Origin of the sequence: Amycolatopsis sp. NPDC059027 (genome assembly GCF_042739735.1) — a bacterium.
In the GTDB taxonomy this organism is placed as follows: domain Bacteria; phylum Actinomycetota; class Actinomycetes; order Mycobacteriales; family Pseudonocardiaceae; genus Amycolatopsis.
Genome location: NZ_JBHYIK010000084.1, coordinates 1 through 24,542 on the forward strand (window position 1 = coordinate 1; position 24,542 = coordinate 24,542).

The following is a 24,542-nucleotide window of genomic DNA, read 5'->3' on the forward strand; positions in this document are numbered from 1 at the left end:
GCGTCCAACGCACCGAACGCCACATTGGGTGCGTCCAACGCACCGAACGCCACATTGGGTGCGTCCAACGCACCCAATGCCACATTGGGGCGCTCGAGCCACGCACGGGTCCGACCCCGGTCCGACCCCGCGAGTCCGGCCCAGGGCGGACGCGCCGGGCAGGCCCGGAACGCCAGGATTCCCTTGTCACGAAAGGGGAATCCATCATGCACCTGCTCGCAGCCGAGCGGATCAAGCTGCTCAGCACCCGCTCACCGTGGGCGTGCGCGCTCCTCGCCCTCGCCGTCACCACGGGGTTCGCGATGCTCGTCGCGGGCGGCGCCAGCGAGTCGACGGACCTGCCGACGGTCGCCACGACGCAGTTCGGCTACCGGTTCGGTCTCGCCGTCGTGCTCACCCTGGCCGCGCTAGCGGTGACCACCGAGTACCGCACCGGCACGATCCACACGACGTTCCAAGCCGTGCCGACACGGACTCCGGCGCTGGTCGCGAAGGCCGCGGTCGTCGCGGGTTTCGCGTTCGTGCTGGGGGAACTGGCCGCCTTCGGCGCGTGGGCCGCGTGCCTGCTCGTCGCCCCGCCGGGCGCGGATCTGGTACTCGACAGCGCGGCGGACTGGACCATTCTCGCGGGCACCGGGCCGGTGTACGCGCTGGCGGCGGTCGCGGCGGTGGGCATCGGCCTGCTGGTCGAGCACAGCGCGGGAGCCGTCGGCGTGTGCATCATCTACGCGCTCATGGCCGAGGAACTGATCAGCGCGATCCCTGAGATCGGCGAGCCCATCCACCGGTGGCTGCCGCTCAACGCCGCGACCAAGTTCCTCAGCGGCGCCGGCGGCGCGAGCGGCGGACGCGGCGGCGGCAACGCGAACATCCTGTCCGACTCGCCGCTGCCGCAGCCGTTCGCGCTGGCCTACTTCGCCGCGTTCGCGCTCGCGGTGCTGGCGGCGGGCGTGCTCACTGCTCGACGACGGGACGCGTGATGCCGGTGAGCTTGTCCGGGTTGACGACGTCGTAGAAGGCGACGATCTTCCCGTCCCGGATGCTCACCGCCTGCACGTGCTCGTCCATCGGCAGGTAGCCCTCCGCGGCGGGGGCCGGCGGCATGTAGATGCCGAGGTCGCCGTTGACGAGCACCGCCGCGCCACGGCCGAACGCGCCCGGCGGGTACTTGCGCTGCAGCCCGGTGTAGAAGCGCACCAGCTTGTCCGCGCCGACGATGATCTGGCGCGTGGTGCGGCCCTTGCCGTTGGAGTCGCCGATGAGCACGACGTCGGGATGCAGCACCTCGGCCACCGCGCGGACGTCGCCGGTCATCAGGGCGGTAACGAACTTCTCGAGGACCTTGGCCTGCTCTTCGAGGTCGACACGTGGCGGCGGATCGGCGTCGGCCAGCGCGCGCCTGCCACGGGAACCGTGCTGGCGCGCGGCTTCCGTGCTGCAGCCCAGGATTTCGGCGATCTCGCCGAAGGGCACGGAGAACGCGTCGTGCAGCACGAACGCGACGCGTTGTTCGGGGGTGAGCTTGTCGAGCACCACCATCGCGGCCATCCGGACGCCGTCGTCGCGCACGGCGGCGTCCAGCGGGTCCTCGCTCACCGGCTGTCCGAACGGGGTCACGATGGGTTCCGGCAGCCACTGCCCGACGTAGCGTTCTCGCTGTACCGGCGCCGACCGCAGCCGGTCGAGGCAGATGCGGCCGACCACGGTGGTCAGCCAGCCCCGCAGATCGCGGATCCCCGCCCGGGTGTGCTCGGCCAGCCCGCTCAGCCGCAGCCAGGACTCCTGGACGGCGTCCTCGGCGTCGGACCGGGCGCCCGTCAGCCGATAGGCGACCCCGATCAGGTGAGACCGGTGTTCGGCGAACTCGGCGGCGAGTCCGTCCAGGGCCGTGGGCGTGCTCATACGTCGAGTGTGCCGTACGGCGCCGGAACGGGGAGAACTAGAGTGGTTCCCGTGGCGGGACGTATTCGGGAGAGCGATATCGCGGAGGTGCGGGAGCGGAACCGGATCGACGAGGTCGTCGGTGAGTACGTGGCGCTGCGCCGCGCCGGTGGCGGCAGCCTGAAGGGGCTGTGCCCGTTCCACAACGAGAAGACCCCGTCGTTCAACGTGCGCCCCACGCATGGCACCTTCCACTGCTTCGGCTGTGGCGAGGGCGGCGACGTCATCAAGTTCATCCAGAAGATCGATCTGATCTCGTTCGTGGAGGCGGTCGAGCGGCTCGCCGACCGGGTCGGCATCCGGCTGAACTACGAGGGTGGCGGCGGCAGCGTCCAGCGGGACCGCGGCACCCGCTCGCGGCTGATCGAGGCGCACCGGCTGGCGCAGGAGTTCTACGCCGAGCAGCTGCTGACCGACGAGGCACGGACCGCGCGGGACTTCCTGTCCGAGCGCGGGTTCGACCAGAACGCGGCGCGCACGTTCGGCTGCGGCTACGCGCCGGGCGGCTGGGACAAGCTGACGAAGTTCCTGCTGACGCGCGGGTTCGAGGTCAAGGAGCTGCTCGCGTCCGGGCTGTCGAAGGAGGGCCAGCGCGGCCCGATGGACCGGTTCCACCGGCGGCTGGTGTGGCCGATCCGCGACGTCGGCAACGACGTCGTCGGCTTCGGCGCGCGGAGACTGTTCGACGACGACCGCATCGAGGCGAAGTACCTCAACACCTCGGAAACGCAGATCTACAAGAAGTCGCAGGTCATGTTCGGCCTCGACCTGGCGAAACGCGAGATCGCCAAGCGGCACCAGGTGGTCGTCGTCGAGGGCTACACCGATGTGATGGCGATGCACGCGGCGGGCGTGCCGACCGCCGTCGCCTCGTCCGGGACGGCGTTCGGCGAGGACCATATGAAGGTCCTGCGGCGGCTGATGATGGACGACGACGCCTTCCGCGGCGAAGTGATCTTCACCTTCGACGGTGACGAGGCGGGGCAGAAGGCCGCGCTCAAGGCGTTCGAGGGGGACCAGACCTTCGCCGGGCAGACCTACATCGCGGTCGCGCCGGACGGCATGGACCCGTGCGAGCTGCGCCTGGCCAAGGGCGACGCCGCGGTGAAGGACCTGGTCGCGCGGCGGACTCCGCTGTTCGAGTTCGCGATCAAGAGCATGCTCAAGCAGTTCGACCTGGACTCGGTCGACGGCCAGGTCGCCGCGCTGCAGAAGACCGTCCCGATGGTCGCCTCGATCAAGGACCGTGCGCGCAGGGACGGCTACGCCTCGAAACTCGCCTGGTGGGTGGGCTGGCAGGACGTCGCCCAGGTGGTGAACCGGGTTCGCGGCAGCGCGGGCGCGGCCGACAAACGGGGCGGCGTGGCGGCTCCCGCGCGACGTCAGTCCCAGCGGCAGCAACAAGAGGCCGCGGCGTCCGCCGCCGCGGAGGCACAGGACCTGCCGCGGCCCGCACCGGACGACCCCCGCTTCATCGGGCAGCGCGAGGCGCTCAAGGCCGCGCTGCAACAGCCCGCGATCGCCGGGCCGGAGTTCGACTCGCTGCCCGAGGAGGCGTTCACCCACCCGGTGTACGTCGCGCTGCACCTGGCGCTGCTCAAGGCGGGCGGCGCGGCGTCGGGCCTGACCGGACCGGCACTGCTGGACGCCGCCGCGCCGCACTGTCCACAGGGGACGGTCCGGCGGGTGCTCAGCGAGCTGTCGGTGGAACCCTTGCGCGCCAAGGGCGAGGTCGACTCCCGCTACATCTCCGGGGTGCTGGCCGGCGTCCAGGAGAACCTCGTCGGCAGGCAGATCGGCGAGATCAAGTCGAAGCTGCAACGGCTGTCCCCGGTCGAGGCGCCGGACGACTATCGCGCGTTGTTCGGCGACCTCGTCGCGCTGGAGCAGTACCGGAAGGCACTGCGGGAGCAGGCGAGCGGCGGCTGGGAATGAGCCTGCTGCGCCGGTTGCTCGGCGACCGGACCCCGGACGGTTTCCCCGGCGAGCTGGCCGAGGGCGAGAACGTCGTCGACAGCGCCCGCGTCGAGGGCGGCGGGCATCTCGTGGTCACCGCGCTCGGCCTCTGGATCCCGGACGGCGACGGCGCGCGACGCGTCGGCTGGCACCTGGTCGGCAAGGCGGCGTGGACCGAGGGCGTGTTCACGCTGACCGAGTCCGACGAGGCCGGCACGGCCGGGGGAGCGGTGCTGCTCGCCGACCGCGCGCCGGTGTCCTTCCGGCTTCCGGCACCGGGCAAGGTGCCGCACCACGTGCGGTTGCGCGTCGACGGCTCGGTCCGTTCGCGGCACCGGCAGGAGCTGGCCGGTGGTGGCGCGTGGTTCGTGCAGCGCAAGATCCCCGGCCGCGACGGCGTCGTGCTGCAGGCCCGGCCGGACCCGGGCACGGACATCGAGCTGGTCGCCGCCATCGCCGAAGAGGTCGCCGCGAAGCTGGTCAACCCCCGCGATTAGCAGTACGCTCGTACTGGTTGCAGCAGTACGAGCGTACTGTTTGCTGCGCGGAGGTGAACCATGTGGGATCCCGCCAAGTACCTCGACTATGCCGACCTGCGGGCCAGGCCGTTCTACGACCTCGTTGGCCGGATCGGTGCCACCAAGCCCCGACGTGTCGTCGATCTCGGCTGCGGGCCGGGAAATCTGACCGTCGACCTGGCGAAGCGCTGGCCCGAGGCGATCTTGGAAGCGAGCGACAACTCACCCGAAATGGTGACCGCGGCCCGGGAGCGTGGCCTCGACGCGCAGGTGCTCGACGTGCGGGACTGGGTGCCCGCGCCGGACACCGACGTCGTCGTGTCGAACGCCGTCCTGCAATGGGTCCCCGGCCACGAGGAGCTGTTGCGCCGCTGGGTCCGGCAGCTGCCGGAAGGGGCGTGGCTCGCCGTCCAGGTCCCCGGCAACTTCAACGCGCCCTCGCATGCGCTGACCCGCGAACTCGCCGCGTCGCCCGCCTGGGCCGACGTGCTCGGCAAAGGCTTCCTGCGCGACGAAGACGCCGTCGGCACCCCGCGTGCCTACGCCGACCTGCTCGCCGACGCCGGATGCGGCGTCGACGCCTGGGAGACCACGTACATGCAGCCACTGTCCGGCCCGAACGCCGTGCTGGAGTGGATCACCGGCACCGCGCTGCGGCCGGTCCGCGCCCGGCTGGGCGACGCGGACTGGCAGCGATTCCGCGCAGACCTGATCCCGCTGCTGGACGAGGCCTATCCGACGCGCCAGGACGGGACGACCTGGTTCGAGTTCCGGCGGGTGTTCTTCGTGGCCAGGGTCTGAGCGCTCACCGGCCCCGGCCGAACTTCTCGGACAGCTTGGCGCGGGCGACCCCGGCGGCACCCTGGACCATCGGATGATCGACGATCCGGCGGTAGGCCTGCACGAACTGGTCGTACCGCGCCCTGCCTGCCTTCGCGCCCAGCACGTAGCCAAGGCCCGCACCCAGCAGGAACTTCTTCATCCGCCCCACGCCTCCTGTCGATCTCGCCCCGACGGCCATTGTCCAGGAAAACCGGCCGCGGCGGGCGGGACGGTTAACAGGGGGGTGCCGTGCGGGGGCTCGGCGGCATGAGCTAAAGTTCTTCTCGTCGGACGGAGAGAACAACTCCGGCGACACGAGAAGTGAATAACGATCCCCTGTAGCTCAACTGGCAGAGCATTCGGCTGTTAACCGGAGGGTTCTTGGTTCGAGTCCAAGCGGGGGAGCGCAAGCCCAGGTCAGTGACCTGGGCTTATTCGCGTCCGGCCGCTCGACCGGCCGCCACCAGTCGATCCGGCGTGCTTGACGACTCGGGGATTGCCTGAAGCAGATGACCGAATGGGCCACGGCCTATGCTGCGCGACGTGGACATCACGCTGCTTTGGATAGTCGTCGCTCTGCTGATTCTGGGCATCCTCGCAGGCGCGAGCCGGGGTCCGGGCACCAGGTCCTTGGAGTACCGGCTGGCCCGGGTGGAACGCAAGCTCGATCTCGTGCTCGACCACCTCGGCATCACCGAGCCGGCCGGCGAGCTCACCGTGGAAGTGGCGGCGTTGCTGGCCCAGGGCAAGAAGATCGCGGCGGTCAAACACTACCGCGAGGCCACCGGCACCACTCTGCGCGACGCCAAGGACGCGGTGGACCGGATCGGCGGCGGCCCGACCCGGTGACCGGCCCCGCCCCCGATCAACGGCGGCTTCTGAATACCTGTTCGCAGGCGCGGTACCAACGGTCAGGTCTCGCTGCCGGACGCGGTCATTGGCCGTCGGCGAGCGCTTCGGTCATTTCTTCGTCGATCTTGCGCAGCAGGGCACGGTTCGGGCGCAGCGTGCCGTCGAGGTCGCGCAGCTGCCAGTTCTCGTCCACGTCCTGGTCGGTGATGACGGCTTCGACGTGCGTGTCGAGCACGCGCATGTGCAGTCCGTGCAGGACGCTGATGAACTGTTCGGCGGCTTTGCCGCCGCCGCGGGTGCCGTAGGTGAGCAGGCTCGCGGGCCGGTCGTGCCATTCCCGGTAGAGATAGTCCAGCGCGTTCTTGAGTACCCCCGGATAGCCCCAGTTGTATTGCGGGAACACGAACAGGAATCCGTGATAGCTCTGGACGAGCTTGCTCCAGGCCCGGGTGTGCTCGTGTTCGTACTGCTGCAACGCGGCCTTGACGGGCTCGTCCAGGAACGGCAACGCGATTTCGGCGAGATCGATCAGGTCGTAGCAGAGGTCGCTGTCCTCTTGCAGACTGTCGCGTGCCCAGGCGGCGATACCGCCGCAGATGCGGGTGGGCCGGGTGCTGCCGATGACGACAGCGACGCGTTTCTTGTCGGTCATGGCGCGCCCCTCTTGGTTGGTTCCACGTACTGTTGGTGTCACGAACCAAAATAGTTGGTGTCACGAACTCGGTCAAGCTAACCTGGCCACTGTGACCACTTCCTCAGCCCAAGGCGCCCGGACGTCGGACCTGGCGCTGGTCGACGGGCTCATGCAGCTGTCGTTCATCGTGCAGGCGATCCTGGGGCGCCTCGCCGGCGAACAAGGACTGTCGGTCACCCAGCTGCGGATGCTCGCCGTGCTCGACGACCGCGAGATCGGCATGCGCCAGCTGTCCGGCATCCTGGAACTGGAGAAGTCCAGCGTCACCGGCCTGGTCGACCGCGCCGAGCGGCGTGGACTGGTGCGACGGATCGCGGTTCCCGGCAACCGGCGCGCCGTCCACGTCACCGTCACCGAGGCCGGCCGGGCCGTCGTGCGCCTGGTGCGCGAGGCGGTCCGGGCCGAGCTCGGCCAGCTGGCGGGCACGCTGAGCGACAGCAGGCAGGATTCCTTTCGCCGCTCGATCGAAGCGCTGATCCGGCACTACGTCACCCAGCACGCCATTCCGTTGTGAGCCCGCGCCGGGAGATTTCCCCGGCACCGCAGGGTCAAGGACCCGGATGCGTTCGTGGCCCGGAGGGGTCCTTGCTCATGCGCAGGATCAAGGCGACCGCGTCCTCCGAGTGGGCGCCTGGAGTCAGAACTTCCTGCAGGAGCAGGCCGCGAATCGCGGCAACGGTGACGGTGGCCAGGGTCAGTGCTTCCTCGGCGTCGAGCCCTTCGCGTTCCGCGAGCGAGGCCAGCATCTTGGTCAGGTCGCCGAGCGAGTCGATGAACTCGCGAAATTCCTCCGGGCTGTACGCGGCCAGTCCTACGACGTGGAAGAAGCCGCGAATGCGGGACAGCTGTTCCGGGCGGGTGTAGGCCCGCCAGATCGCCACGACGAAGTCGTCGAAGGTGCCCTGCCGGGCGACCTCGAAAAGCGCCTCGTTGTCACGGGATCGCAGTGCTTCGAGCATGGCTGCCAAGACGCCCGGGAGCGACCCGAAGTGGTATCGCAGGAGGGCGTGGCTGGTCCCGGCCCGGGCGGCGACCTCGCGGAGCGACACCTCCGGCGAGGGAAGGGTACCGTCGAAGGCGTCGAGAAGCCGGGTCAGGAGACGCTCGCGTGCGTCGCCGGTGCGTTCCGTGCTTGACAGGATCACTCCCACAGTTTATCCATTGGAAAAGAGAGGTCGAGGGCGTTGTGCTGCGTCACACATGGTCGCAGCAGGCTCGCGACGGCGGAGGGAACGACTCGTGGGAAGACTTCGGATAACCGGCGCGACGGTCGTCGACGGGTCGGGTCGCGACCCCGTCGACACCGACGTCACCGTCGAAGACGGGCGTATCGCCCAGCTCGGTGCCTCCAGCGCATCCGGCGAGCGCCTCGACGCCGCGGGACTGACGATGACGCCCGGCCTGATCGACGCACACGTCCACTTAGGACTGTCGAGCCCGATCCAGCCGCAGTTCTCGTTCCGGCTCAGTGCCGCCGAGATCGCGGCGGACATCTTCGCCACGGCCGGCACGACGCTCGACGCCGGGTTCACGACCGTCCGGGACACCGGCGGGATCGACGGCGGCGTCGTCACCACGATCGCCAAGGGCAAGGTCAGGGGACCGCGCGTCCTGTCGTGTGGACCTGTCCAGTGCCAGACTGGTGGGCACGGCTACTACGGAGCTGACTGGGAACCCACCGAGCTGTGGAGCAGCCATCACGTTCCGGGTCTGTGTGCCCTGTCCATGATGTCGGGCAACGCGGACGAGCTGCGAGGCAACGTGCGCGAGGCCTTCCGTCGCGGAGCCTCCTTCCTGAAGCTCTGTGTGACCGGCGGAGTGGTCGGGGCGCACGACCGGCTGACCGACACCCAGTTCACCGTCGAGGAGATTGCCGTCGCCGTCCAGGAAGCCGCGGCACGGGGCACCTACGTGACTGTTCACGCCCACAACAACGACGGCATCCGGAACGCGGTCGAGGCCGGGGCGCGCTGTGTCGAGCACGGCACCGACCTCGACGAGTCCACGGCCACCCTGATGGCCGCTCGCGAGGTTGCCCTTGTGCCCACGTTCGCCGTCGTCGAGCAACTGCTGCGGGACACCGCTGGAACCGGCCTCGACGAGTCGGTCCGCGAGCGTGTGATGGGTGTTCGTGAGCGGATGACCGAGGCGCTCGCTGTCGCCAAGGAAGCCGGAGTACGGATCGGGTTGGGGTCCGATCTCATCGGTCCGGTGCAGGACCGTCGAGGCGACGAGCTCAGGATCCGCGCGGAACTCGAGACGCCGATGGACGCCCTCGTGGCGGCCACCAAGACCAACGCCGAGATCCTCGGCCTGGCCGATCAGGTGGGGGTCATCGCTCCCGGCATGCAGGCAGACCTCGTGTTGTGGAACGGAAACCCGCTCGAAGACCCGGAATTGTTCGCCGACCCCGCCAATGCCGTCCTCGTTCTCCAGGCCGGCCGAGTTGTGAAGGACCTCCGATGAGCACCATGTGGCAGGGTTGCCTCGCCGGCACCGACTACTTCGAGACGCGTTCCAGCGGTGGGCACGACTACGGCGTCTGGGTCACCACCCCACCGGGCTACGACCCCGCCACGACGCGAGCGCCTGTCGTGTATGTGCTCGACGGCAACTGGGCCGTGGGCATGACGGCTCCGCTCATCGTCACCCAGCTCGACCCCATGCAGCGGATCCAGCCGTATATCCAAGTCAGCGTCGGCTACGCGGGCGAGGAAGCACAGCACTGGGATCGGCTGCGCAACAGGGACCTCGTGCCACCCGGCGAGCCCATCGCCCAGGAACTCGTCGATGCCGTGGAGATGGGAGTTCGAGCGGGCGCGAGGACACGCGAGGAAGCCGACGCCTACCTCGCCGAATTACGTGACACCCACGCCGACGCGTTCCTGAGCTTCCTCACCGCGGAACTGCACCCGCGGATCGAACGTGACTACGGCACAGCCACGAGCGGTCACGGCCTTTTCGGCTACTCCTACGGCGGACTTTTCAGCCTCTACACCTGGCTCACCGGCAGCACGCTCTTCGAAAGCATCGGAGCGGGCAGCCCCGGCGTCACCGGTGAAGACAGCCGGATCTTCGCCCAGCTCCGAGAAATGGGGGACAGCCGGCCTGCCGCCGAGCTGCACGTGACCCTCAACGAGCAAGAGCTACTCGGAGACCTGGCCATCTACCAGAACCTCACGAAGAACGCGGCCACCGTCCTGCACCGCCTCACCTCCCGCGGCGCGGCCGTCACCAGCGCGATCCTGCGTGAAACGCATGTGACCGGCTTGCAGGCCTCCTTCCTCAGCTACCTCAGGACCTGCCGTGCCAGGCGCCGGTAAGGCCACGTCCGCAAGGTGGCCCTACCGGCCCGGGAGTCCTCTGTGGACACTGCTGGTTCAGGCGCGTGGGATCCGAGGCAGCAGCAGCCGCGGTCGCTGCTTTTCGGTGCCCTCCCGGGTCTTCACCTGTCCGGCGACCGCGTGTGCCCAGCCGAGCAGGTCACGGCGCAGGTCGCCGCTGTCCGGGAACGGCGCCTCCTCGTTGAGCTGCGTGACCGCGACGTCGAGGACCAGCGACTCGATCCGGCCCCAGCGCCGGTAGATCGTCACCTCGTGCACACCCGACCGCTCGGACACTTCCCGCACCGACGGCTGGTCCTGTCCCTCGGCGAACAACTCGCGCACGGCGTTGTGCACCGCCGCGCGGGTACGGGCCGTACGACCTCCAGGACGAGTTTCTGCCATGCGGCCAGGCTATCCGGCGGGACGAGCGACGGCATCGGAGCTGCCGGTCGCGGCAGGGGTACCCGGCTCGCCGGAGCGGCGTGTCCGCTGCCAGTGGGCGACCAGTGCGCGAGACAGCACCAGCAGCACGGCACCGTTGAGCAGGTGCCAGAGGAAGTGGGTGCCGAGCGGGAATCGGGCGCAGGCCGCGAAATCCAGGGTGCGGAACAGCAGCGCGCCGGCGAACAGGACCGTCGCCAAGGCGAACGCGCGCCAGTGCGCGGCCCGTTCCCGTTCCCTGGACAGGGCGAGTGCCACAGTGCAACCCGCGAGGGTCGCCAGTACCGGAAGATAGGGCAGCGAACCGTTGATGCTGCGGTTGCCGAACACCAGCACGGTCGCGGCGCAGACGCCGGCGAACACCAGCACTCCCAGCCACGCGCGAGACCAGGCCCAGCGCCAGAACCAGTGCAGGTACGCGGCCAGGTAGCAACAGACGAACACCCCGATCGGCACCACGTCCAGCAACTGCGACCACGCGGTGGCCACGGTGTGGAAGACGAAACTGCCCACCCCGATCACCGCCATCAACACCACGAGCACCGTGAGGCTGGCCGGAACCCGGGTTTTGCGCTGCATCCGCCAGACGATCACCGCCGCGAGGAGGAACACCGCGTTGCTCAGCGCGTTGACCGGTTCGGCCCAGAACGCCGGCGAAACCCGCTCGCAATAGTCGTGTAGGTGGTTCTGCCAGTTCACTCCCGCTGCTTTCTTTTCAGTGAATAGCCGAAAATTCCGACTGTCGCGGCCTTCCGGGGGTGGAGAATTACCTGCGAGATTTTACGCGGAACATAACAGGACTTTTCGCCGCGGCTTCGCAGTCGTGCCCTTCGGGCCACGAATCGTATCCGCGGTCCCAGGACGATCGTGTGATGTCCTCCTGGAGGAGGACCCGGGTCGTTTCGGGGCACGGCCGGACGCGGCCCGTGTTCTGACGTCTTCGCGGCCGTCCGGCGGCACCGTGGGAGTCACGCGGCGACTCGACCGCGCCCTCAGTCAGGACAGTCACCTTCGCCGACAGTGGTGCGCGTGTCGGCTCGGAAAACCGGTCCGCCGACGGGGCCGCCGTACCTGTTCTTGGCCTGGCTTATGCCGGCTGCGCCTGCGGCTCATCGGCCGCAGGTGGACCGATCGGCAGTTGAAAGAAGACCCAGAACTCGTGGAGGTCCTGCGGGATTTCCGTCCCCGGGTAGGGCGGCCTCTCGACGAAACCACGCGAGCGGTACAAACGCTGGGCCTCCACCATGAACCGGGCAGTGTCAAGCCTGACAGCCGACGCCCCCATCCGCTGCGCCTCTTCCAGCAGGCCGTCGAGCAGGAGCGAGCCGACGCGCAGGCCACGGCACTCAGGCGCCACGTACATCCGCTTCACCTCCACGACACCGAGCTCCAGAGACCGCAGGCCCGCCACCCCCACCAATCCGCGGTCCGAGTCCTCCGCCACCAGCAGCACATTGGACGAACCGCCGTACTCTCCCAGCGAATCCCGCAAGCCGGAAATATCCGTGGGTGCACCACGAAAACCAAACGCTTCCAGGAACTGCCGATGAGCCCTCGTCATGTAGTCCACCAACAGTGCGGTGACGTCCTCGGCCTCGTCAGCGAGATCGGCAGGTCGGATAGTGATAGACATGTTTCCAGTACCTCCTGGGTGTTCCTACCCGCTCGACGGGTAGCCGAACTTGTTATCAGCGGTTCGCCACCCTTGCTCGCCTGTCGTTGAGAGTACAGACGCTGTTCATAGAGCCGACCGGCGTAGGTGACCACGACATTTTTCCTACCCGGAAAAACCCGGGGTTTGTCCACCTTGGCCACCATGCCGGGCGTCGATGCGGCACGGGCGGTCGTGTACGGGAGCGGCAGGACCGAGCTGATGGAAGGCGGACCTGCGGCAACCGCGCCGACACACACGGACAGACGTGAGTTTTCTTCACTCGCCGATTGACGCACTGCCGAGCCGCACGCGCCCGTCCTCGCCGACCACAATGGACGGATGTCTGCGTCGCGAACGGAGCGTTCGCGACGAGGCAGCGCCGGAAAACCCCCGCTGTGCGGCGGGGGTGGTTGATTCCGGTTCGGGTGGGTCAGCGCGGGACGGGCTGGTTTTCCGGGAGTCCGGCGGGGGCGGCCTGGGCCTGCAGCTTCTGGGCGCGCCGGGCGAGGAGGATCATCACGGCGGGGAAGAGGACGTCGCAGATCAGGACGCCGCCGGTGTTGCCCGGCGCGTGGTCGCCGTTGGCGAAGAACTGGTAGAGGTGGCCGATCGTGGCGCCCCAGAGGAACATGCCGGCGCCCAGGCCGATCGTCACGCGTTCGCGCAGCGATGCCTTGACGGCGCGGAAGCCCATGACCGCGAGTCCGAGGTTGGCGAAGGCGATCTCGAAAACGAACGGAGTACGGGCGAAGCCGATCGTCTCGGCCATGTAGTCCGGGATGGTCAGGAAGCTCAGGGTCATCCACAGGCTGCCGAAGCCGAGTGCGGCGACCGCCCACCACCGCTGCCAGATCTCCAGTCGTTCGAGGCGGGTGTGCGCGCGGCGGGAGCGCACGAGCGCTCCGATGCAGGCGATCACCGGCGTGATCAGCGGGAAGCAGGTCTGGAAGGTGTAGCTCGTCGTGGTCATGCCCTGAGTCTTGCACGGTTAATATTAACTTGTCAACACTCGCGATATGGTGGGCCGATGGACGACGGACTCTCGGATCTGCTGCACCGCGTGGTCTCCCTGCTGGGGGAGCACGCGCGCCGGAACGCCGGTCGGGAAGGGGTGCTCAGCTACGCCCGGCTGCGGCTGCTCGGCGCACTGGAAGACATCGAGCCGGCCACCCAGCATCGGCTGGCGCGGTCCATGGGGGTCTCCGACCCCGCGATCAGCCGGGCATTGCGCCCGCTGGAGGAGGACGGACTGATCCGGATCACCACCGATCCGCACCACGGCCGCCGCCGGCTCGTCGGGCTCACCCCGGCCGGCCGCAAGGCCTACCATGTCGACGGAAAACCCCTCGCTGAACTGCTCCGTCGCGGTCTGCGCGGGCAAGGATTCCCGTATGACCGTTACCTGGCGGACACCCTGCGGCTGGCGGAAACCCTCGAATCCGCCTGACCGGAAAGCGCCACCGGTTACCGTCGGCATTCCTCGGCGGGTGTGCGCGAAATCTATGAAAATCTTTCGTATCGCCTGGCCGGTACCTTTCACCGGATAGCTTCGTACCGGGTGTGATCTTTCCGTAAGTGGTTCGGATACGTTCCCAGGCCGAAAGTCCTCGATCCCCGCCCGGTGAGTTCCGGGGCCGCCGGGCGGGCCGCATGCTGAGGATGTGGACACCGTGCTTTCCGCTCTCGCCGCGGGCACCCCGATCGTGGCGATCACCGGCCCGCCGGGGATCGGCCGGACGACCGCGCTGCACAAGGCCGGCGAGCGGCTTTTCGAGAGAGGGACGGCGGTCACGGCGATTCGCTTCACCCGCGACGGCGATGCCATACCGGTGCGGTCACCCGGCGCCGATTCGAGTTCCGTGCCGCTCGCCCCGGTCGTGGGCGCGCACCGGGATCCGGAGATCGCCCGGCTGGCCGCCTCGGCGGTGGCCGCCGATTTGCTGCCCGGTGGCCGCGGCGCCGCGTTGCTGATCGACGACGTGCAGTGGAGCGACCGCGACTCGCGCGCCGTCCTCGGCGCGCTGGTGCGCGGGCTGACCGGAAAATCGATCACCTGCGTGTGCGCGGTCCGTACGCCGATTCCGGTCGGGCAACTGCCTTGGTGGCGGAGCCTGCGGGACGACAACCTGGTTTCCTCCGTCCGGCTTCGGCCGATGGCGGAATGCGAGATCGTGGCCGAAATCGCGGCGGCCACGTCGGCCGAGCCGGACGACGAATTGATCGGCAGGGTCAGGGAGCTTTCCCGGGGTATTCCGGCCGCGGTACGCGACTCGATCGAGATGCTGCTGCACAACGGCACCATCCGCGTGCTCGACGGCAAGGCGCGTTGTGTGCCGCCCGCGTTCCCGGTGCCGTCGTCAGGGGACGACGGAGTGCTTCGGCGGCTCCGCGTTCTGCCTCCCTTGGCCCGTACCGCGGCGACCGCGGCCTGCGTGTTCGCGCCGCTCGGGGAGGAGGTGCCGCGCTTGGTCGCCGGGGTACTCGAGACGAGTGAAGCCGAGGCCGTGGCGTTGCTGGACACCTTGCGGCGAGAGGGAATTCTGCATCGTGGCCGGAATGGACACTCGTGGCGGGTGCTCGTGCCGGTCGTCGCTTCGTCGCTCACCGACGCCATGGCTCCCTTCGAACGCCGGCAACTCGCGGCCACGGCCATCACCGCGGTGTGGACGGGCGAAGCACGGTGCGACGACCTGGACTACCTGTGCGATCTGGTCGTCGACGCCGGAGGGCTGATCGACCGAGCCCTCGCCTTCCCCGCGCTGATGGAGCGGGCGAGCGAGGCCGGTGCGCGGTCGCCGTCGCGGGCGTTGCGGTGGCTCGACGCGGCCGTCGACATCGCGCAGAACCCAGCCCAGCGGGTGGCGGCCATGCTCGAGCGCATCGAGATCCGCCACATCCGCGGCGATCACGAATGTAGCCATCGCGATGCCCAGCAGTTGTTGACCAGCTTCGCCGGCCGGCTCGCGCCGGAGGTGGTGCAGCGGCTGCAAGCGCTGACGCATTGTGCGCCGGACACTGCCGGGCACGACGAAAAACCGCGCATGATCAGCTGATCGCGGCTTGAACGCGAGAGGCCGGTCTCGTTCGATTTGACTGCGCCGGGGTGCGTGCTACCTTGACCGAGGGGTGGGTTACCCGTTTAACCTGCGGCGATGACGGAGCACCGGTGGTTGACTCGTTGTGTTCGATGATCTGCGACCTCCCGGGGCAAGCGCTCAGAACGCGTCATGACCACCGTGTGACGGGGCGGGTTCCCGGCCGCGCTGCCCGGGTTGCCCGCAGCGGGCCCTCGCGCGGAATTGTCCATATTACGGTATTAGGATGCGGCGACGGTTGGCTGCCATCGGCGTCTCACTCAGTGCCCGCCTGAGCTTGCGCGGGTATGGAGGACCAGCGCGTGAGCGAAGTGGTGCGGCAGCTGCCGGTACGCCGAGGGCGGCGTTCGTTGGCTGACCGTGTGCGGCCGTTCTTCCGTACGGGCTTTATCGGCCGGGACGAGTATCGGCAGGTTTTCGGCTCGGCCCTTCGTGGTGGCCCGGACGCTCCGCAGGTGTTGTTCGTCCACGGTCCTGGCGGGATCGGGAAGTCGGCGTTGTTGCGGCAGCTGGCCGATGACGCCGACGAGCGGGGTCGCACGGTGGTGTGGGTGGACGGGGAATATGTGCTCACCTCCACCAGCGCGCTGACGGAAGCTGTCGCGCCGGTGCACACGACCGAGCGGCCGGTGCTGGTCATCGACGGATTCGAGCATTGCCAGGCATTGGAAGCCTGGTTGCGTGAGCAGCTCCTGCCGACGGTGCCCGAGGACACCGTCGTCGTCATCGCCGGACGGCGTCGCCCCGAGCCACAGTGGACGCTCGACCTCGGCTGGCGTCATCTCGTCCGGACGATCCCCCTGGCCCCCTTGACCCAGGACGAGGTCAGCGATCTGCTCACCCAGCGCGGTGTTCCCGGCGAACTGCACGCCACGGTGAACGGCTTCGCCGCGGGGCATCCGCTCACCCTGTGCCTGGCGGCCGAAGAGACCACCGTCAAGCCCGGTGCGGTCCGCGACGCCGAGTGGGAACCCAGCCCGCAGGTCATCGAGACCTTGTTGGCCCGCATGATCGACCGGGTGCCCTCGGCCGCGCATGAGTACGGCCTGCGTGTGTGCGGCCACGTGCGCCATGTCACCGTCGGGCTGCTCCGCACCGGACTGAACGAACACGACGCGCACACCGTGTTCGACTGGCTGGCCGGATTACCGTACGTCGAAACAGGACGCCACGGACTGGTCTGCCACGAACTCGTCCGCGAGGTACTCGACTCCTCCTTCAAATGGCGCGACCCCGTCGCCTACGGCGAGTTGAACCTGCGTTTGTGGCGGTATTTGCTCAACGACCGGTCGCCCGCTTCGGACGACGAAATCGATGTGGCGGCGGGGGACCTGCTCTACCTCAGCCGGTACCTCTCCCCGGCGGGCGCGGAGATCCTCGCTTTTCGGGAACGTGAGGCGCTGTTCGAGAGCGCGTACCTGCCGGAGATGCGAGAGGATTTGCTGCGGCTGGCGCGCGAGTACTGGGGCGAGGAGCACACGCGTCTGGTGGCCTACTGGCTCGACAGACAACCGGAAGGCTTCTCCGTCTACCACCGCGCCGAGGACATGACGATGGTGTCCTTCTACGCCTGGCTGCGCCTGTCCCCGGGGACGGACGAGCTGAGTGGTGACCCCGTGCTCGCGCCGGTGCGGGAGTATCTCGATCAAGCCGGTCAGGTGAAACCTGGTGAACATGTCGGGGTGGCTCGCTTCGGTGTTCCGGCGCTGTCCGCCGAAAACTACGTGGCCGAGGTGACCGTCCATACCGGATACCAGTCCATCAAGTCGTTGCATCGCAAGGACGGGCTCGTCGCGAGCTTCCTGCTCGTGCCGAACGCCACTGCTGCCGTGTCCCAGCTCGAACCGTACGACCTTGGGCTGTACCGGGCGATCCCCGAACTCGGGGACGGGAGCTGGGGGCTGTTCATTCGCGACTGGCGCGAGATCCCCCTGGGGCAGCATCTCGAACGAACCGAGGAGAAGCTGCGGGGCGGCGTCATGCTGGGCGACGCCGTTCGCGAAACCCGTGCGGCACCGGCGATGTCCCAAGAGGAGTTCTTCGCCGCGGTCAAGCAGGCCCTGCGCGACTGGCATGACGACGAGGCGCTCGCGGTGAACCAGCTCATCCGGGTCTACGGTGACCTCGGTGCCTTGCGTGCGGCCGTTGTCACCACTGTGGACGCCTTGCGCCAGGACCCACGTCGTCTCAGGCAGCAGCGCGCGGTCCAGGCCACCTACCTCGACCGTGACACCAATCAGAGAGCCGCGGCGGCCCGGCTCGGCGTTCCGTTCAGCAGCTACCGCCGGCACCTCCAGTCGGGCGAGCGCGAGATCTGTGACGCTCTTTGGCAGCATCATCATCGGCACGACGAGGCGTCCTCGCCGGGCACACACACCGAACAGCGCTGACCGGTCGGCGACGTTCGCGGACGGCCAGTTCGCCCTGGCGCCCGCGACCGTTCCGGATGTCAGATAATTCCATGGCGAATCGCGTGCGCCACCGCGTGTGAGCGGCTGCGCAGGCCGTAACGATCCATCAGTTCTTTGATCGTTTTTTTGATCAGGCTGCCGGAGTAGGCGAGTTCGGCGGCGATCTCGTCGGTGTCGTACCCGTTCGCCAGTAAGCGGATGACCTCGTGTTCACGGACCGAAAGTCCGCTCAGGGTGAGACCCCTAGGTTTCAGTACCTTGTTCACCACCCGGTCGAACTCGGCGAGCAGGCCGGCCTGGAGCCGAAGTGGCAGGCACACCATTCCCTGACTGACTCCGACAATCGTCCGCGCCAGCACGTCGGCTTTGATCCTGTTTCGCGGCAGCATCGCGGCCATGCCGCATTCGATCGCCGGAACCAGCATGTTGTCCGGGAAGTTGTCGGTGACGATCACGCAGCGCGGGGGCGCTTCGTGCGGTGAGGCCGCGCGAACTTCTCGTGGTAGGGCGAGAGTGTCGGCGCACACCGATTCCTCGACCACCACGATCACGTCGGCGGCCGGGAACTCGGCCGCGTCGGTGAGTACTTTCACCCGGCGTTCCGCCGCCAGCATGCTCGTCATGCCGATCTTGCTCATCGCGTCCGGCGCGTGTACCGCGACCGCCACAAGTGCGCCCACCGCGGTTTCAGATGCCCAAATCCCATTGTTCATTGTGCGGTTCCCTTGACCTATCCCACCCGATTGGCGACCGGCGGGAGGGAAACGTCATTCGCCGATGAGGACGTTTCCGGTGCCGGTTGTCCGATGGACCGGCGCGGTACCGGAGATGGCTTCCGGGCTTCCGTCGATCCGTAGGGACGATCATCATCGGCTAACCGGGCGCACGCCAGCCTCAGGCCGTGCTCACTGGTGCTCACATCTGCCCGGGCACGGCGGAACCGAAGTGGCACCGGGTGCGCCGGTGGGCGACGGTGATCGGCGTGGCCGCCCACGGGAAGGGAACCGAAACCGCAGTACACGGGGCTGGGGCTTACCCGCTGCCCGAGTGTGGCATGGTCGCTCGCCCCGCGGGAACTCGCTCGCGGCACCTCGGGTCATCGAGGTGCGCGGAGAGTACTTTCGGGCAATCGTGATTGACCTTTCCTTGGCCGGACGCTCACCGCGGCGAGCCGGCACGCCGGCGCTGACCGGTCCGGGATGGACACGTCCGGCCGAGTTCCGCCGCGTCCGCGCGAGCGCCGGCGATGGGATATCCGCGCCTTGCCGCTCCGCGTCACATGGCACCGTTCCGGGGCAGAACGGTGAAAGCTCCTTTGAGGACGGTGGACGTCTTCAACGGAGCTTTCGGGACGCCGCACTTGCGGCGGTGTTCAGTTTTCGATCCAGCCGTGTTTGCGAGCGAGTGTCACCACGCACTGCCTTACCGTGACAAGGTGCGTGCCGGTCAGGTCCGGTACAGCCTCGACCAGTGCTTCGAGCAGCTCCGTCTTCAGCTCACCCACGGACAACACGTCGCACAGGTCGTCCTCGTCCTCCGACGCCCCGGGTGCCGGCTCGTTCGCCGGAAGCGGTTGGGCAGACGGCGCGGGCTGGATTTCCGGGAGCTTTTCGAGCAGCCGTACCCGTGATGCCTTGAGGCCTCGTTCACCTTCTTCGGGAATGAACTCGACCTGTACGCCGGTGCTGATCAGCTGCTTGTCGAAGTACAGGTCGTTCACATGGACGAAGAGGTCCTCGCCGCCGGTGTCGGGTGATACGAACCCGTAGCCGCGAATGTCGTCAAACTTGATCACCCTGCCTGTTGCCGTCTTCATCCCATGTCCTCGATGCTCGACTTTCCGTGGTGTCACTCTGATCGCCGTGACCCTGCGGCTTCGCGCGGACGATACTCGGCGATCCACGGCCGCGGTAGGTTCATTCCCTTTGGGACAGGTGTCCTGTCCGAACGCCCCGGTGTTCATTTCACAGGTCCGGAATAAGGAAAGATCGGTCGCAGAACTGGGCCGAGTGCGCTGGAAGCTCCGAGGGGACCCTCGGGGCTTCCAGCGCACGTTTGTCGCGCAGCGGTGGTGCTACTGCTTGACGTAGGTGAAAGAGGTGAAGGTGTTCTGGGTCGTGACGACCGTCGACGGCGCGTTGTTCGTGTAGTCGCGATAGGTGCTGAACTCTTCGGAGTTGTTCGCGCGCCGGACATTCAGGTAGAAGGCCTCGCTGGGACCGATATCGCCGTTCCAGCACTGGCCGTAGGAAAGCACGTAGGAGGAAAAGCCGCCACGGTCGGGGAAGGTGGCGTACACGGAGTAGTCGGTGCCGACGTTGCACAGCCTGAACGTCCCGCTGGCGGTCGTCGCGGCCTGCGCGGTTCCCGGTACCACGCCGACGGCGATGGCGCCGAGCGCGGCAGCGCCAAGGAAGATCTTTCTTGTCGCGGAAGGCATTATGTGCGGTTTCCTTTCGGCTGTAAAAGAAAGTTGTCCGACGGACATCGCGCTCACATTCGCACCGTATGCGGCGGCCGTGCAACGCATTCACCGTGACGTTGCCCATTGAGAGCTGGCTGCTACCCGCATGGGCATCGACCGGGATGGCTCGGCGAGCGCGCCGGAGGGCGTGACCAAGGGACAAGGTTGTCTGCTAGCGTGTCCGTCCGATCAACCAGAACATCGGTCGGGGACGAGCCGCGTGGACGAGTGGAGGCCTTCCAGTCCCCGCGGCGTATCCACAAGGGACCGACAGCCGGCGTATGGCCGGTTCACCTTCGTGGTGGTTCGCCGGTAGGCGCCGAACGGTACGGTGCCGAGGATTCACCAGCCGGAATCCCGGGCAGGCCGCAGCACCCGAGTGCCGGCTCCCCGTCACGAGTACGTGGTCGGTGACCTCGGCGCGGCCGGACGAACGAACACCCACTGTGTCTTCTTGGGCAGAGGTGGTGCGCTGGAGTATGCGCCGGTGTGCTCTCCGAGGCATCCTCGGGAGGAGTCGGAAAGGTGTGGACGGTCATCGATCGCCGTTACCTGAGACAACCGGTTCGGCTCCCTGAGATCGGCGCTCGCCGCTAGCCGTACGTGCGCGCGGTTTCATCCCGGAATTGTGTCGGCCGGTACCCGCGGGGGTGCGGAAGGTCGTGGCAGGAGGTGGAGATGCGGACTCTGAGCCGCGGTGGCGGTCACCATGGCTGGGCACACCCGGTTGATCGCGGGCGGGGCGAGCGGTGCCAGGGGAGAGAACATGACCGGCGTTTGTGACCTTGGCGAACGGAAACGGCTGCCGCGTAACAAAATGTCGCGGTTGGAAGAAGGGCCCGCAGCTGCGGGATTCTCGATCGGCGCGTAACCGCGGGCCGGAGAAGAAAGCAGAGGAGCACAGCAAGTGGCATCAATTCCACAGATTCAGACAGTACAGCCGGGGATGCAGCATGCCGCGCAGGTCTTCGGTGACAAGGCAAGCGAGTTCACCCAGGAACTGCAGCGGGTCAACTCCCTGATGGCGAGCCTGCAGGCCAGCTGGCGTGGCCAGGCGTCCACCCAGTTCAACCAGGCGATGGACAACTGGGAGCGGTCGTTCCAGGTGATCATCAACAAGCTGATCAGCATGATGGACGTCATGGGCGTGAACACCAAGCAGTTCGTGGCCGCCGAGGACGAGGCGGTCAGCGCCGCTCAGTCCTTCGGCACGGCCCTGCCGGGCGTCTGAAAACCCCCCCTGCGATATCGACTGACTCGAAAGGAACCGCAGCAGTGTCCGACTTCAGTTTTGACTTCAACGTCGGGGATATGACCCTCGAAGAGATGAAGAGTGCCAACGCTCGCGTGAAGCAGGCGCTGACGGACATGGAGGCCGACGTCGAGAAGACGCTGGCCGACTGGACCGGTTCGGCGCAGACCGCCTACTGGGACGCCAAGGCGGTCTGGAACCAGCAGGCCGCGCAGATGCCGGTCTATCTCGCCAGCGCCGGGCAGACGCTGGCGAACATCGCGCAGAACTATGGCGTCTCCGACTCCCAGTCCGCCAAGCTCTGGGCGGACAGCCACTGATCGCCATCGGATCCGGGCGGCGAGCCGTCGCCCGGATCCGATGCACGCGGTCGTGGGTTCCGCAGTGGTGACCGAAACGCTGACCCTGACTTTTTCCCCGACATCGGCGGCCCGGCTCTCTGGAGGTGGTTCTTGTGGTTGACAAGTCACAAGAATGGATCAACAACGACGCGTGGAAAAAAGACACGGATATCAACTGGGACAGGCTCGACTACTACGTCGAACGGGGCTACCTGACGCCGGAGGAGCGCGACCTGGTCCATGCCTACGCGAGCCTGAAAGAGTCCGGTGAGTCCCCCGGCACGTACAGTTCGGGCCAACGCTTTGGCGGTAAAAGCGAGTACAGCGGCAGCTACAAGTCCGCTCTCGATGCCGAGCTCAAGTTCGTCAAGGTGGACGACGAACACAAGAAAGACCCGGAGTTCGACAAGAAAGACCCCAAGATTTCGGCCCCGAAGAACGGTGTTCCGCCGCCGGATGGGAGCAATTACCATGCGCCGCCGGTCAATCTTCCCGAGGCGCCCAAGGTGCCGGGAGCCGAGGGCGACGGACATTTCAACGGCAAGGACCGGATCGCGGTCAACACCCAGGCGCTGAGTATCTTCGCCGACAATATCGATAAGCTTCGATCGGAGTTGGTCGACCCGTTGAAGGTGAAGACCAATGATCTGGACGTGCGGCCGGGCGGTTTCAACGTCGCGTACAAGTTGCGGCAGAAGATCACCACGGGTAAAGGCGATTCGGACCCGGGGCTCAAGACCAACTTGAGCAAATACGTCACCGAACTGAGCGCCCAGTTGGGGAACATCCGGGATGAGGTGCGCAAGCTGGTCGCCGACTACGACAACACCGAGGATCTGAACAAGCTCGGCGCGGAAAAGCTCAACACGATCATGAACGATTCGTTCAGCTACATCGACAAGAACTCGCAGAAGCCGGGTTCGTAGCGCGCGTCGTGGATGGTGCTCGACCGCCGTCGGCACCCGATTCTCGTAACGCGTTCGGACGTATTGATCCACATTGGCACGGTATCGGCAGCGGTGAGGGACTATGGGCGACAGTGGCGGCAGCGGCGACGGGAAAATCACGGAAGGCTCGGCTAAGGGCTACCCGGGCAACGTCTTCCAGTCTGGCCCTCCCGACGACAAGTATGGCATCTACGTCCAGCTCGATGGGAAGCCTGGCGATAACGACAATGATTTCATGAGCTGGGATTGGAAACAGATCAAGGCTGCCGTTCACGGCGGAGTGGTCATTTCCGACGAGGCGCAGATAGCACGTGCCAATGAAGCAGTCAATCCGGCGACCCTGTACACGGCGGGTAACAGCCTTTCCTATATCGAGCAATCCTTGCACCGAGTTGCCGAGAACCTTCTCGGTCAGGCGACCTCGGTGGCCGGCGAAGGTGGTTCGTGGAAGGGTAAAGCTGCCGACACGTTCTTCGCGAAAATGCAAACACTGGCCAACAACATCCGGAACAATGCGGATATGATCGGCGATCCCAAGAATCCCTCGGCTGCCATTCCTGCCAGTTTGTACTCAAATGGGGAATGGCTGGAATGGGCGCGTCGGCAGACGGACTATCTCGACGATTACTACGCCAGGGTTGCCCGGATCCGTGGCTTCGCTCCGCTGATGGACGATGGCCACGGCGGCTCGTATGTGATGATCCACAAGGATCCGGCGGTCGTGAGCGCCATGAACTCCGAGATGCGAAACGCTATGCAGGAGCTGGCGGGGAAATACGTCATCACGAACAATGAGGTGCGGCAGACGAACCCCATCCAGCCGGGCAATGGCAGCGGTGGCGGTGGCGGTGACGGGGTCAAGCAGCCCCCGCCTTACGATCCGCCCAAGTTCGATTACCCCCCGCCGCCGGACTACAAGGTGCCGGAGTACAACGCGTCGCCCCCTCCTGCTTCGGTGCCTCCGCCGGGTTCGGTCCCCCCGCCGGGTTCGGTGCCGCCTCCTGGCTCTGTGCCTCCTCCTGACGGCATGAAGGCCAAGGCCAACGGCAATGGGCCGGCCGATGTGCCGCCCCCGGGTTCGGTGCCTCCGCCTGGCTCTGTACCTCCACCTGCCTCTGTGCCGCCTCCGGGTTCGGTGCCTCCTCCTGACGGCGTGAAGGCCAAGGCCAACGGCAATGGGCCGGCTGATGTGCCTCCTCCGGGTTCGGTGCCTCCTCCTGGCTCTGTGCCGCCGCCTGGTTCGGTGCCTCCTCCGGGTTCCGTGCCGCCGCCTGGTTCGGTGCCTCCTCCGGGTTCGGTTCCCCCGCCCGGCTCTGTGCCGCCGCCTGGTTCGGTGCCGCCGCCTGGCGGTTCGAAGGCCAATGCCAACGGCAATGGCTCGGGTTCGGTGCCTCCTCCCGGCTCTGTGCCTCCTCCCGGCTCTGTGCCTCCTCCAGGTTCGGTGCCGCCTCCTGGCTCTGTACCCCCGCCGGGTTCGGTTCCCCCGCCGGCTTCGAATCCGCAGGACTGGTCGCCGAGCGCCGGGAGCGCGCAGGGTGGCGACCAGAACAAGGGCGGTGGGATGCCGATGATGCCGCCGATGTCGCCTGGTGGTGCGGGTGGTGGTGGTCAGGGTGCGGAGCGTCCGGATGCTGCTGGGTTGTTGAAGGCGGGTTCGGAGCCGTGGGAGAGCGGGGTGCCGTCGGTGGGTGATCCGCAGGTGCCTGTTGGTGGTACGCAGCAGGGTCTTGGTGGGATGCCGATGATGCCGCCGATGTCGCCTGGTGGTGCGGGTGGTGGTGGTCAGGGTGCGGAGCGTCCGGATGCTGCTGGGTTGTTGAAGGCGTAC

The 24,542-nt window shown here is 67.3% G+C and carries 25 protein-coding genes, 1 tRNA gene and 1 pseudogene; 16 read left to right on the forward strand and 11 right to left on the reverse strand.

What is annotated here, in order from left to right; all coding sequences use genetic code 11:
• Positions 1 to 206 precede the first annotated feature (206 nt).
• Positions 207 to 980, forward strand: a complete 774-nt coding sequence (locus ACFWY9_RS38415; protein WP_378341191.1) for a hypothetical protein — start codon at positions 207 to 209, stop codon at positions 978 to 980.
• Here the strand turns inward: ACFWY9_RS38415 and ACFWY9_RS38420 are convergent.
• Positions 955 to 1,902 (reverse strand): sigma-70 family RNA polymerase sigma factor, encoded by a 948-nt coding sequence (locus ACFWY9_RS38420; RefSeq protein WP_378341192.1) that lies wholly within the window; start codon positions 1,900 to 1,902, stop codon positions 955 to 957. The genes ACFWY9_RS38415 and ACFWY9_RS38420 overlap by 26 nt on opposite strands.
• 51 nt (positions 1,903 to 1,953) lie before the next feature.
• Between ACFWY9_RS38420 and dnaG the strand changes: the two genes are divergently transcribed.
• The 3 genes from dnaG to ACFWY9_RS38435 are packed head-to-tail and all read left to right on the forward strand — an operon-like array spanning position 1,954 to position 5,216.
• Positions 1,954 to 3,876, forward strand: a complete 1,923-nt coding sequence (gene dnaG, locus ACFWY9_RS38425; protein WP_378341193.1) for a DNA primase — start codon at positions 1,954 to 1,956, stop codon at positions 3,874 to 3,876.
• Positions 3,873 to 4,394 carry a hypothetical protein gene (locus ACFWY9_RS38430; protein ID WP_378341194.1) on the forward strand — a complete coding sequence of 174 codons (522 nt, stop codon included), beginning with the start codon at positions 3,873 to 3,875 and terminating at the stop codon, positions 4,392 to 4,394. The genes dnaG and ACFWY9_RS38430 overlap by 4 nt, the downstream gene beginning before the upstream one ends.
• Positions 4,395 to 4,454: 60 nt before the next feature.
• Positions 4,455 to 5,216 carry a trans-aconitate 2-methyltransferase gene (locus ACFWY9_RS38435; RefSeq protein ID WP_378341195.1) on the forward strand — a complete coding sequence of 254 codons (762 nt, stop codon included), beginning with the start codon at positions 4,455 to 4,457 and terminating at the stop codon, positions 5,214 to 5,216.
• A 4-nt stretch (positions 5,217 to 5,220) separates the two neighbouring features.
• Here ACFWY9_RS38435 and ACFWY9_RS38440 read toward each other — a convergent pair whose 3' ends face one another.
• Positions 5,221 to 5,397 (reverse strand): hypothetical protein, encoded by a 177-nt coding sequence (locus ACFWY9_RS38440; protein ID WP_378329674.1) that lies wholly within the window; start codon positions 5,395 to 5,397, stop codon positions 5,221 to 5,223.
• Positions 5,398 to 5,569: 172 nt separating this feature from the next.
• Between ACFWY9_RS38440 and ACFWY9_RS38445 the strand changes: the two genes are divergently transcribed.
• Positions 5,570 to 5,642: transfer RNA gene (locus ACFWY9_RS38445), tRNA-Asn, on the forward strand.
• A gap of 138 nt (positions 5,643 to 5,780) precedes the next feature.
• The gene (locus ACFWY9_RS38450) at positions 5,781 to 6,086 is read left to right on the forward strand and encodes a hypothetical protein (protein ID WP_378341196.1); all 306 of its coding nucleotides are present in this window, start codon (positions 5,781 to 5,783) and stop codon (positions 6,084 to 6,086) included.
• A gap of 85 nt (positions 6,087 to 6,171) precedes the next feature.
• On the opposite strand, the gene ACFWY9_RS38455 is transcribed toward ACFWY9_RS38450, so the two are convergent.
• Positions 6,172 to 6,741, reverse strand: a complete 570-nt coding sequence (locus ACFWY9_RS38455; protein WP_378329672.1) for an NADPH-dependent FMN reductase — start codon at positions 6,739 to 6,741, stop codon at positions 6,172 to 6,174.
• A 91-nt stretch (positions 6,742 to 6,832) separates the two neighbouring features.
• Here ACFWY9_RS38455 and ACFWY9_RS38460 point away from each other — a divergent pair, with 91 nt between their 5' ends.
• On the forward strand, positions 6,833 to 7,297 hold the full coding sequence (locus tag ACFWY9_RS38460) for a MarR family winged helix-turn-helix transcriptional regulator (RefSeq protein WP_378341197.1): 465 nt from the start codon (positions 6,833 to 6,835) through the stop codon (positions 7,295 to 7,297).
• 34 nt (positions 7,298 to 7,331) lie between these two features.
• On the opposite strand, the gene ACFWY9_RS38465 is transcribed toward ACFWY9_RS38460, so the two are convergent.
• A complete protein-coding gene (locus ACFWY9_RS38465) occupies positions 7,332 to 7,928 on the reverse strand; it encodes a TetR/AcrR family transcriptional regulator (protein WP_378341198.1) in 597 nt (198 codons plus the stop codon).
• Between the two features lie 55 nt (positions 7,929 to 7,983).
• On the opposite strand from ACFWY9_RS38465, the gene ACFWY9_RS38470 reads away from it, so the two are divergent.
• Both ACFWY9_RS38470 and ACFWY9_RS38475 read left to right on the forward strand, forming a co-directional pair.
• Positions 7,984 to 9,249 carry an amidohydrolase family protein gene (locus ACFWY9_RS38470; protein ID WP_378341199.1) on the forward strand — a complete coding sequence of 422 codons (1,266 nt, stop codon included), beginning with the start codon at positions 7,984 to 7,986 and terminating at the stop codon, positions 9,247 to 9,249.
• Positions 9,246 to 10,106 (forward strand): alpha/beta hydrolase, encoded by an 861-nt coding sequence (locus tag ACFWY9_RS38475; RefSeq protein ID WP_378329668.1) that lies wholly within the window; start codon positions 9,246 to 9,248, stop codon positions 10,104 to 10,106. Before ACFWY9_RS38470 ends, ACFWY9_RS38475 begins: the two co-directional genes overlap by 4 nt.
• Before the next feature lie 57 nt (positions 10,107 to 10,163).
• On the opposite strand, the gene ACFWY9_RS38480 is transcribed toward ACFWY9_RS38475, so the two are convergent.
• The 4 genes from ACFWY9_RS38480 to ACFWY9_RS38495 form a co-directional block, all read right to left on the reverse strand.
• The gene (locus tag ACFWY9_RS38480; protein ID WP_378341200.1) at positions 10,164 to 10,511 is read right to left on the reverse strand and encodes a TetR/AcrR family transcriptional regulator; all 348 of its coding nucleotides are present in this window, start codon (positions 10,509 to 10,511) and stop codon (positions 10,164 to 10,166) included.
• A gap of 9 nt (positions 10,512 to 10,520) precedes the next feature.
• Positions 10,521 to 11,249: a ceramidase domain-containing protein gene (locus ACFWY9_RS38485; protein ID WP_378341201.1), complete on the reverse strand. Its 729-nt coding sequence runs from the start codon at positions 11,247 to 11,249 to the stop codon at positions 10,521 to 10,523.
• Positions 11,250 to 11,637: 388 nt separating this feature from the next.
• Positions 11,638 to 12,183 (reverse strand): GNAT family N-acetyltransferase, encoded by a 546-nt coding sequence (locus ACFWY9_RS38490; RefSeq protein WP_378341202.1) that lies wholly within the window; start codon positions 12,181 to 12,183, stop codon positions 11,638 to 11,640.
• Between the two features lie 451 nt (positions 12,184 to 12,634).
• Positions 12,635 to 13,174: a DUF6790 family protein gene (locus tag ACFWY9_RS38495; RefSeq protein ID WP_378341203.1), complete on the reverse strand. Its 540-nt coding sequence runs from the start codon at positions 13,172 to 13,174 to the stop codon at positions 12,635 to 12,637.
• A 57-nt stretch (positions 13,175 to 13,231) separates the two neighbouring features.
• On the opposite strand from ACFWY9_RS38495, the gene ACFWY9_RS38500 reads away from it, so the two are divergent.
• From ACFWY9_RS38500 to ACFWY9_RS38510, 3 genes are all read left to right on the forward strand, one after another.
• Positions 13,232 to 13,651, forward strand: a complete 420-nt coding sequence (locus ACFWY9_RS38500) for a MarR family winged helix-turn-helix transcriptional regulator (RefSeq protein ID WP_378341204.1) — start codon at positions 13,232 to 13,234, stop codon at positions 13,649 to 13,651.
• 214 nt (positions 13,652 to 13,865) lie between these two features.
• Complete coding sequence (locus tag ACFWY9_RS38505; protein WP_378341205.1) at positions 13,866 to 15,257, forward strand: AAA family ATPase; 1,392 nt, start codon at positions 13,866 to 13,868, stop codon at positions 15,255 to 15,257.
• A 344-nt stretch (positions 15,258 to 15,601) separates the two neighbouring features.
• Positions 15,602 to 17,689 carry an AAA family ATPase gene (locus tag ACFWY9_RS38510; protein ID WP_378341206.1) on the forward strand — a complete coding sequence of 696 codons (2,088 nt, stop codon included), beginning with the start codon at positions 15,602 to 15,604 and terminating at the stop codon, positions 17,687 to 17,689.
• Between the two features lie 59 nt (positions 17,690 to 17,748).
• On the opposite strand, the gene ACFWY9_RS38515 is transcribed toward ACFWY9_RS38510, so the two are convergent.
• The 3 genes from ACFWY9_RS38515 to ACFWY9_RS38525 form a co-directional block, all read right to left on the reverse strand.
• A complete protein-coding gene (locus tag ACFWY9_RS38515) occupies positions 17,749 to 18,423 on the reverse strand; it encodes a response regulator transcription factor (RefSeq protein WP_378341207.1) in 675 nt (224 codons plus the stop codon).
• A gap of 659 nt (positions 18,424 to 19,082) precedes the next feature.
• Positions 19,083 to 19,673: a cold-shock protein gene (locus tag ACFWY9_RS38520; RefSeq protein ID WP_378341208.1), complete on the reverse strand. Its 591-nt coding sequence runs from the start codon at positions 19,671 to 19,673 to the stop codon at positions 19,083 to 19,085.
• A 111-nt stretch (positions 19,674 to 19,784) separates the two neighbouring features.
• Complete coding sequence (locus tag ACFWY9_RS38525) at positions 19,785 to 20,150, reverse strand: hypothetical protein (RefSeq protein WP_378341209.1); 366 nt, start codon at positions 20,148 to 20,150, stop codon at positions 19,785 to 19,787.
• 970 nt (positions 20,151 to 21,120) lie between these two features.
• Between ACFWY9_RS38525 and ACFWY9_RS38530 the strand changes: the two genes are divergently transcribed.
• The 4 genes and pseudogenes from ACFWY9_RS38530 to ACFWY9_RS38545 all read left to right on the forward strand — a co-directional run.
• Positions 21,121 to 21,405, forward strand: coding sequence for a WXG100 family type VII secretion target (locus ACFWY9_RS38530; protein ID WP_378329657.1), 285 nt, complete (start codon positions 21,121 to 21,123; stop codon positions 21,403 to 21,405).
• Between the two features lie 95 nt (positions 21,406 to 21,500).
• Entirely contained in the window at positions 21,501 to 21,746 is a 246-nt protein-coding gene (locus tag ACFWY9_RS38535; RefSeq protein WP_378341210.1) for a WXG100 family type VII secretion target, read from the forward strand.
• A 134-nt stretch (positions 21,747 to 21,880) separates the two neighbouring features.
• Positions 21,881 to 22,693, forward strand: a complete 813-nt coding sequence (locus ACFWY9_RS38540; protein ID WP_378341211.1) for a hypothetical protein — start codon at positions 21,881 to 21,883, stop codon at positions 22,691 to 22,693.
• Positions 22,694 to 22,796: 103 nt separating this feature from the next.
• Positions 22,797 to 24,542 (forward strand): annotated as a pseudogene (locus ACFWY9_RS38545) (hypothetical protein); the annotation flags it as partial.

Bases quoted from the DNA above. Each gene is read 5' to 3' on its own strand.
- ACFWY9_RS38415 (WP_378341191.1), top strand. From the start codon at position 207: ATGCACCTGCTCGCAGCCGAGCGGATCAAGCTGCTCAGCACCCGCTCA.
- ACFWY9_RS38420 (WP_378341192.1), bottom strand. From the start codon at position 1,902: ATGAGCACGCCCACGGCCCTGGACGGACTCGCCGCCGAGTTCGCCGAA.
- ACFWY9_RS38430 (WP_378341194.1), top strand. From the start codon at position 3,873: ATGAGCCTGCTGCGCCGGTTGCTCGGCGACCGGACCCCGGACGGTTTC.
- ACFWY9_RS38435 (WP_378341195.1), top strand. From the start codon at position 4,455: ATGTGGGATCCCGCCAAGTACCTCGACTATGCCGACCTGCGGGCCAGG.
- ACFWY9_RS38440 (WP_378329674.1), bottom strand. From the start codon at position 5,397: ATGAAGAAGTTCCTGCTGGGTGCGGGCCTTGGCTACGTGCTGGGCGCG.
- ACFWY9_RS38455 (WP_378329672.1), bottom strand. From the start codon at position 6,741: ATGACCGACAAGAAACGCGTCGCTGTCGTCATCGGCAGCACCCGGCCC.
- ACFWY9_RS38470 (WP_378341199.1), top strand. From the start codon at position 7,984: ATGGTCGCAGCAGGCTCGCGACGGCGGAGGGAACGACTCGTGGGAAGA.
- ACFWY9_RS38475 (WP_378329668.1), top strand. From the start codon at position 9,246: ATGAGCACCATGTGGCAGGGTTGCCTCGCCGGCACCGACTACTTCGAG.
- ACFWY9_RS38480 (WP_378341200.1), bottom strand. From the start codon at position 10,511: ATGGCAGAAACTCGTCCTGGAGGTCGTACGGCCCGTACCCGCGCGGCG.
- ACFWY9_RS38490 (WP_378341202.1), bottom strand. From the start codon at position 12,183: ATGTCTATCACTATCCGACCTGCCGATCTCGCTGACGAGGCCGAGGAC.
- ACFWY9_RS38495 (WP_378341203.1), bottom strand. From the start codon at position 13,174: ATGACCACGACGAGCTACACCTTCCAGACCTGCTTCCCGCTGATCACG.
- ACFWY9_RS38500 (WP_378341204.1), top strand. From the start codon at position 13,232: ATGGACGACGGACTCTCGGATCTGCTGCACCGCGTGGTCTCCCTGCTG.
- ACFWY9_RS38515 (WP_378341207.1), bottom strand. From the start codon at position 18,423: ATGAACAATGGGATTTGGGCATCTGAAACCGCGGTGGGCGCACTTGTG.
- ACFWY9_RS38520 (WP_378341208.1), bottom strand. From the start codon at position 19,673: ATGAACACCGGGGCGTTCGGACAGGACACCTGTCCCAAAGGGAATGAA.
- ACFWY9_RS38525 (WP_378341209.1), bottom strand. From the start codon at position 20,150: ATGCCTTCCGCGACAAGAAAGATCTTCCTTGGCGCTGCCGCGCTCGGC.
- ACFWY9_RS38530 (WP_378329657.1), top strand. From the start codon at position 21,121: ATGCAGCATGCCGCGCAGGTCTTCGGTGACAAGGCAAGCGAGTTCACC.
- ACFWY9_RS38535 (WP_378341210.1), top strand. From the start codon at position 21,501: ATGAAGAGTGCCAACGCTCGCGTGAAGCAGGCGCTGACGGACATGGAG.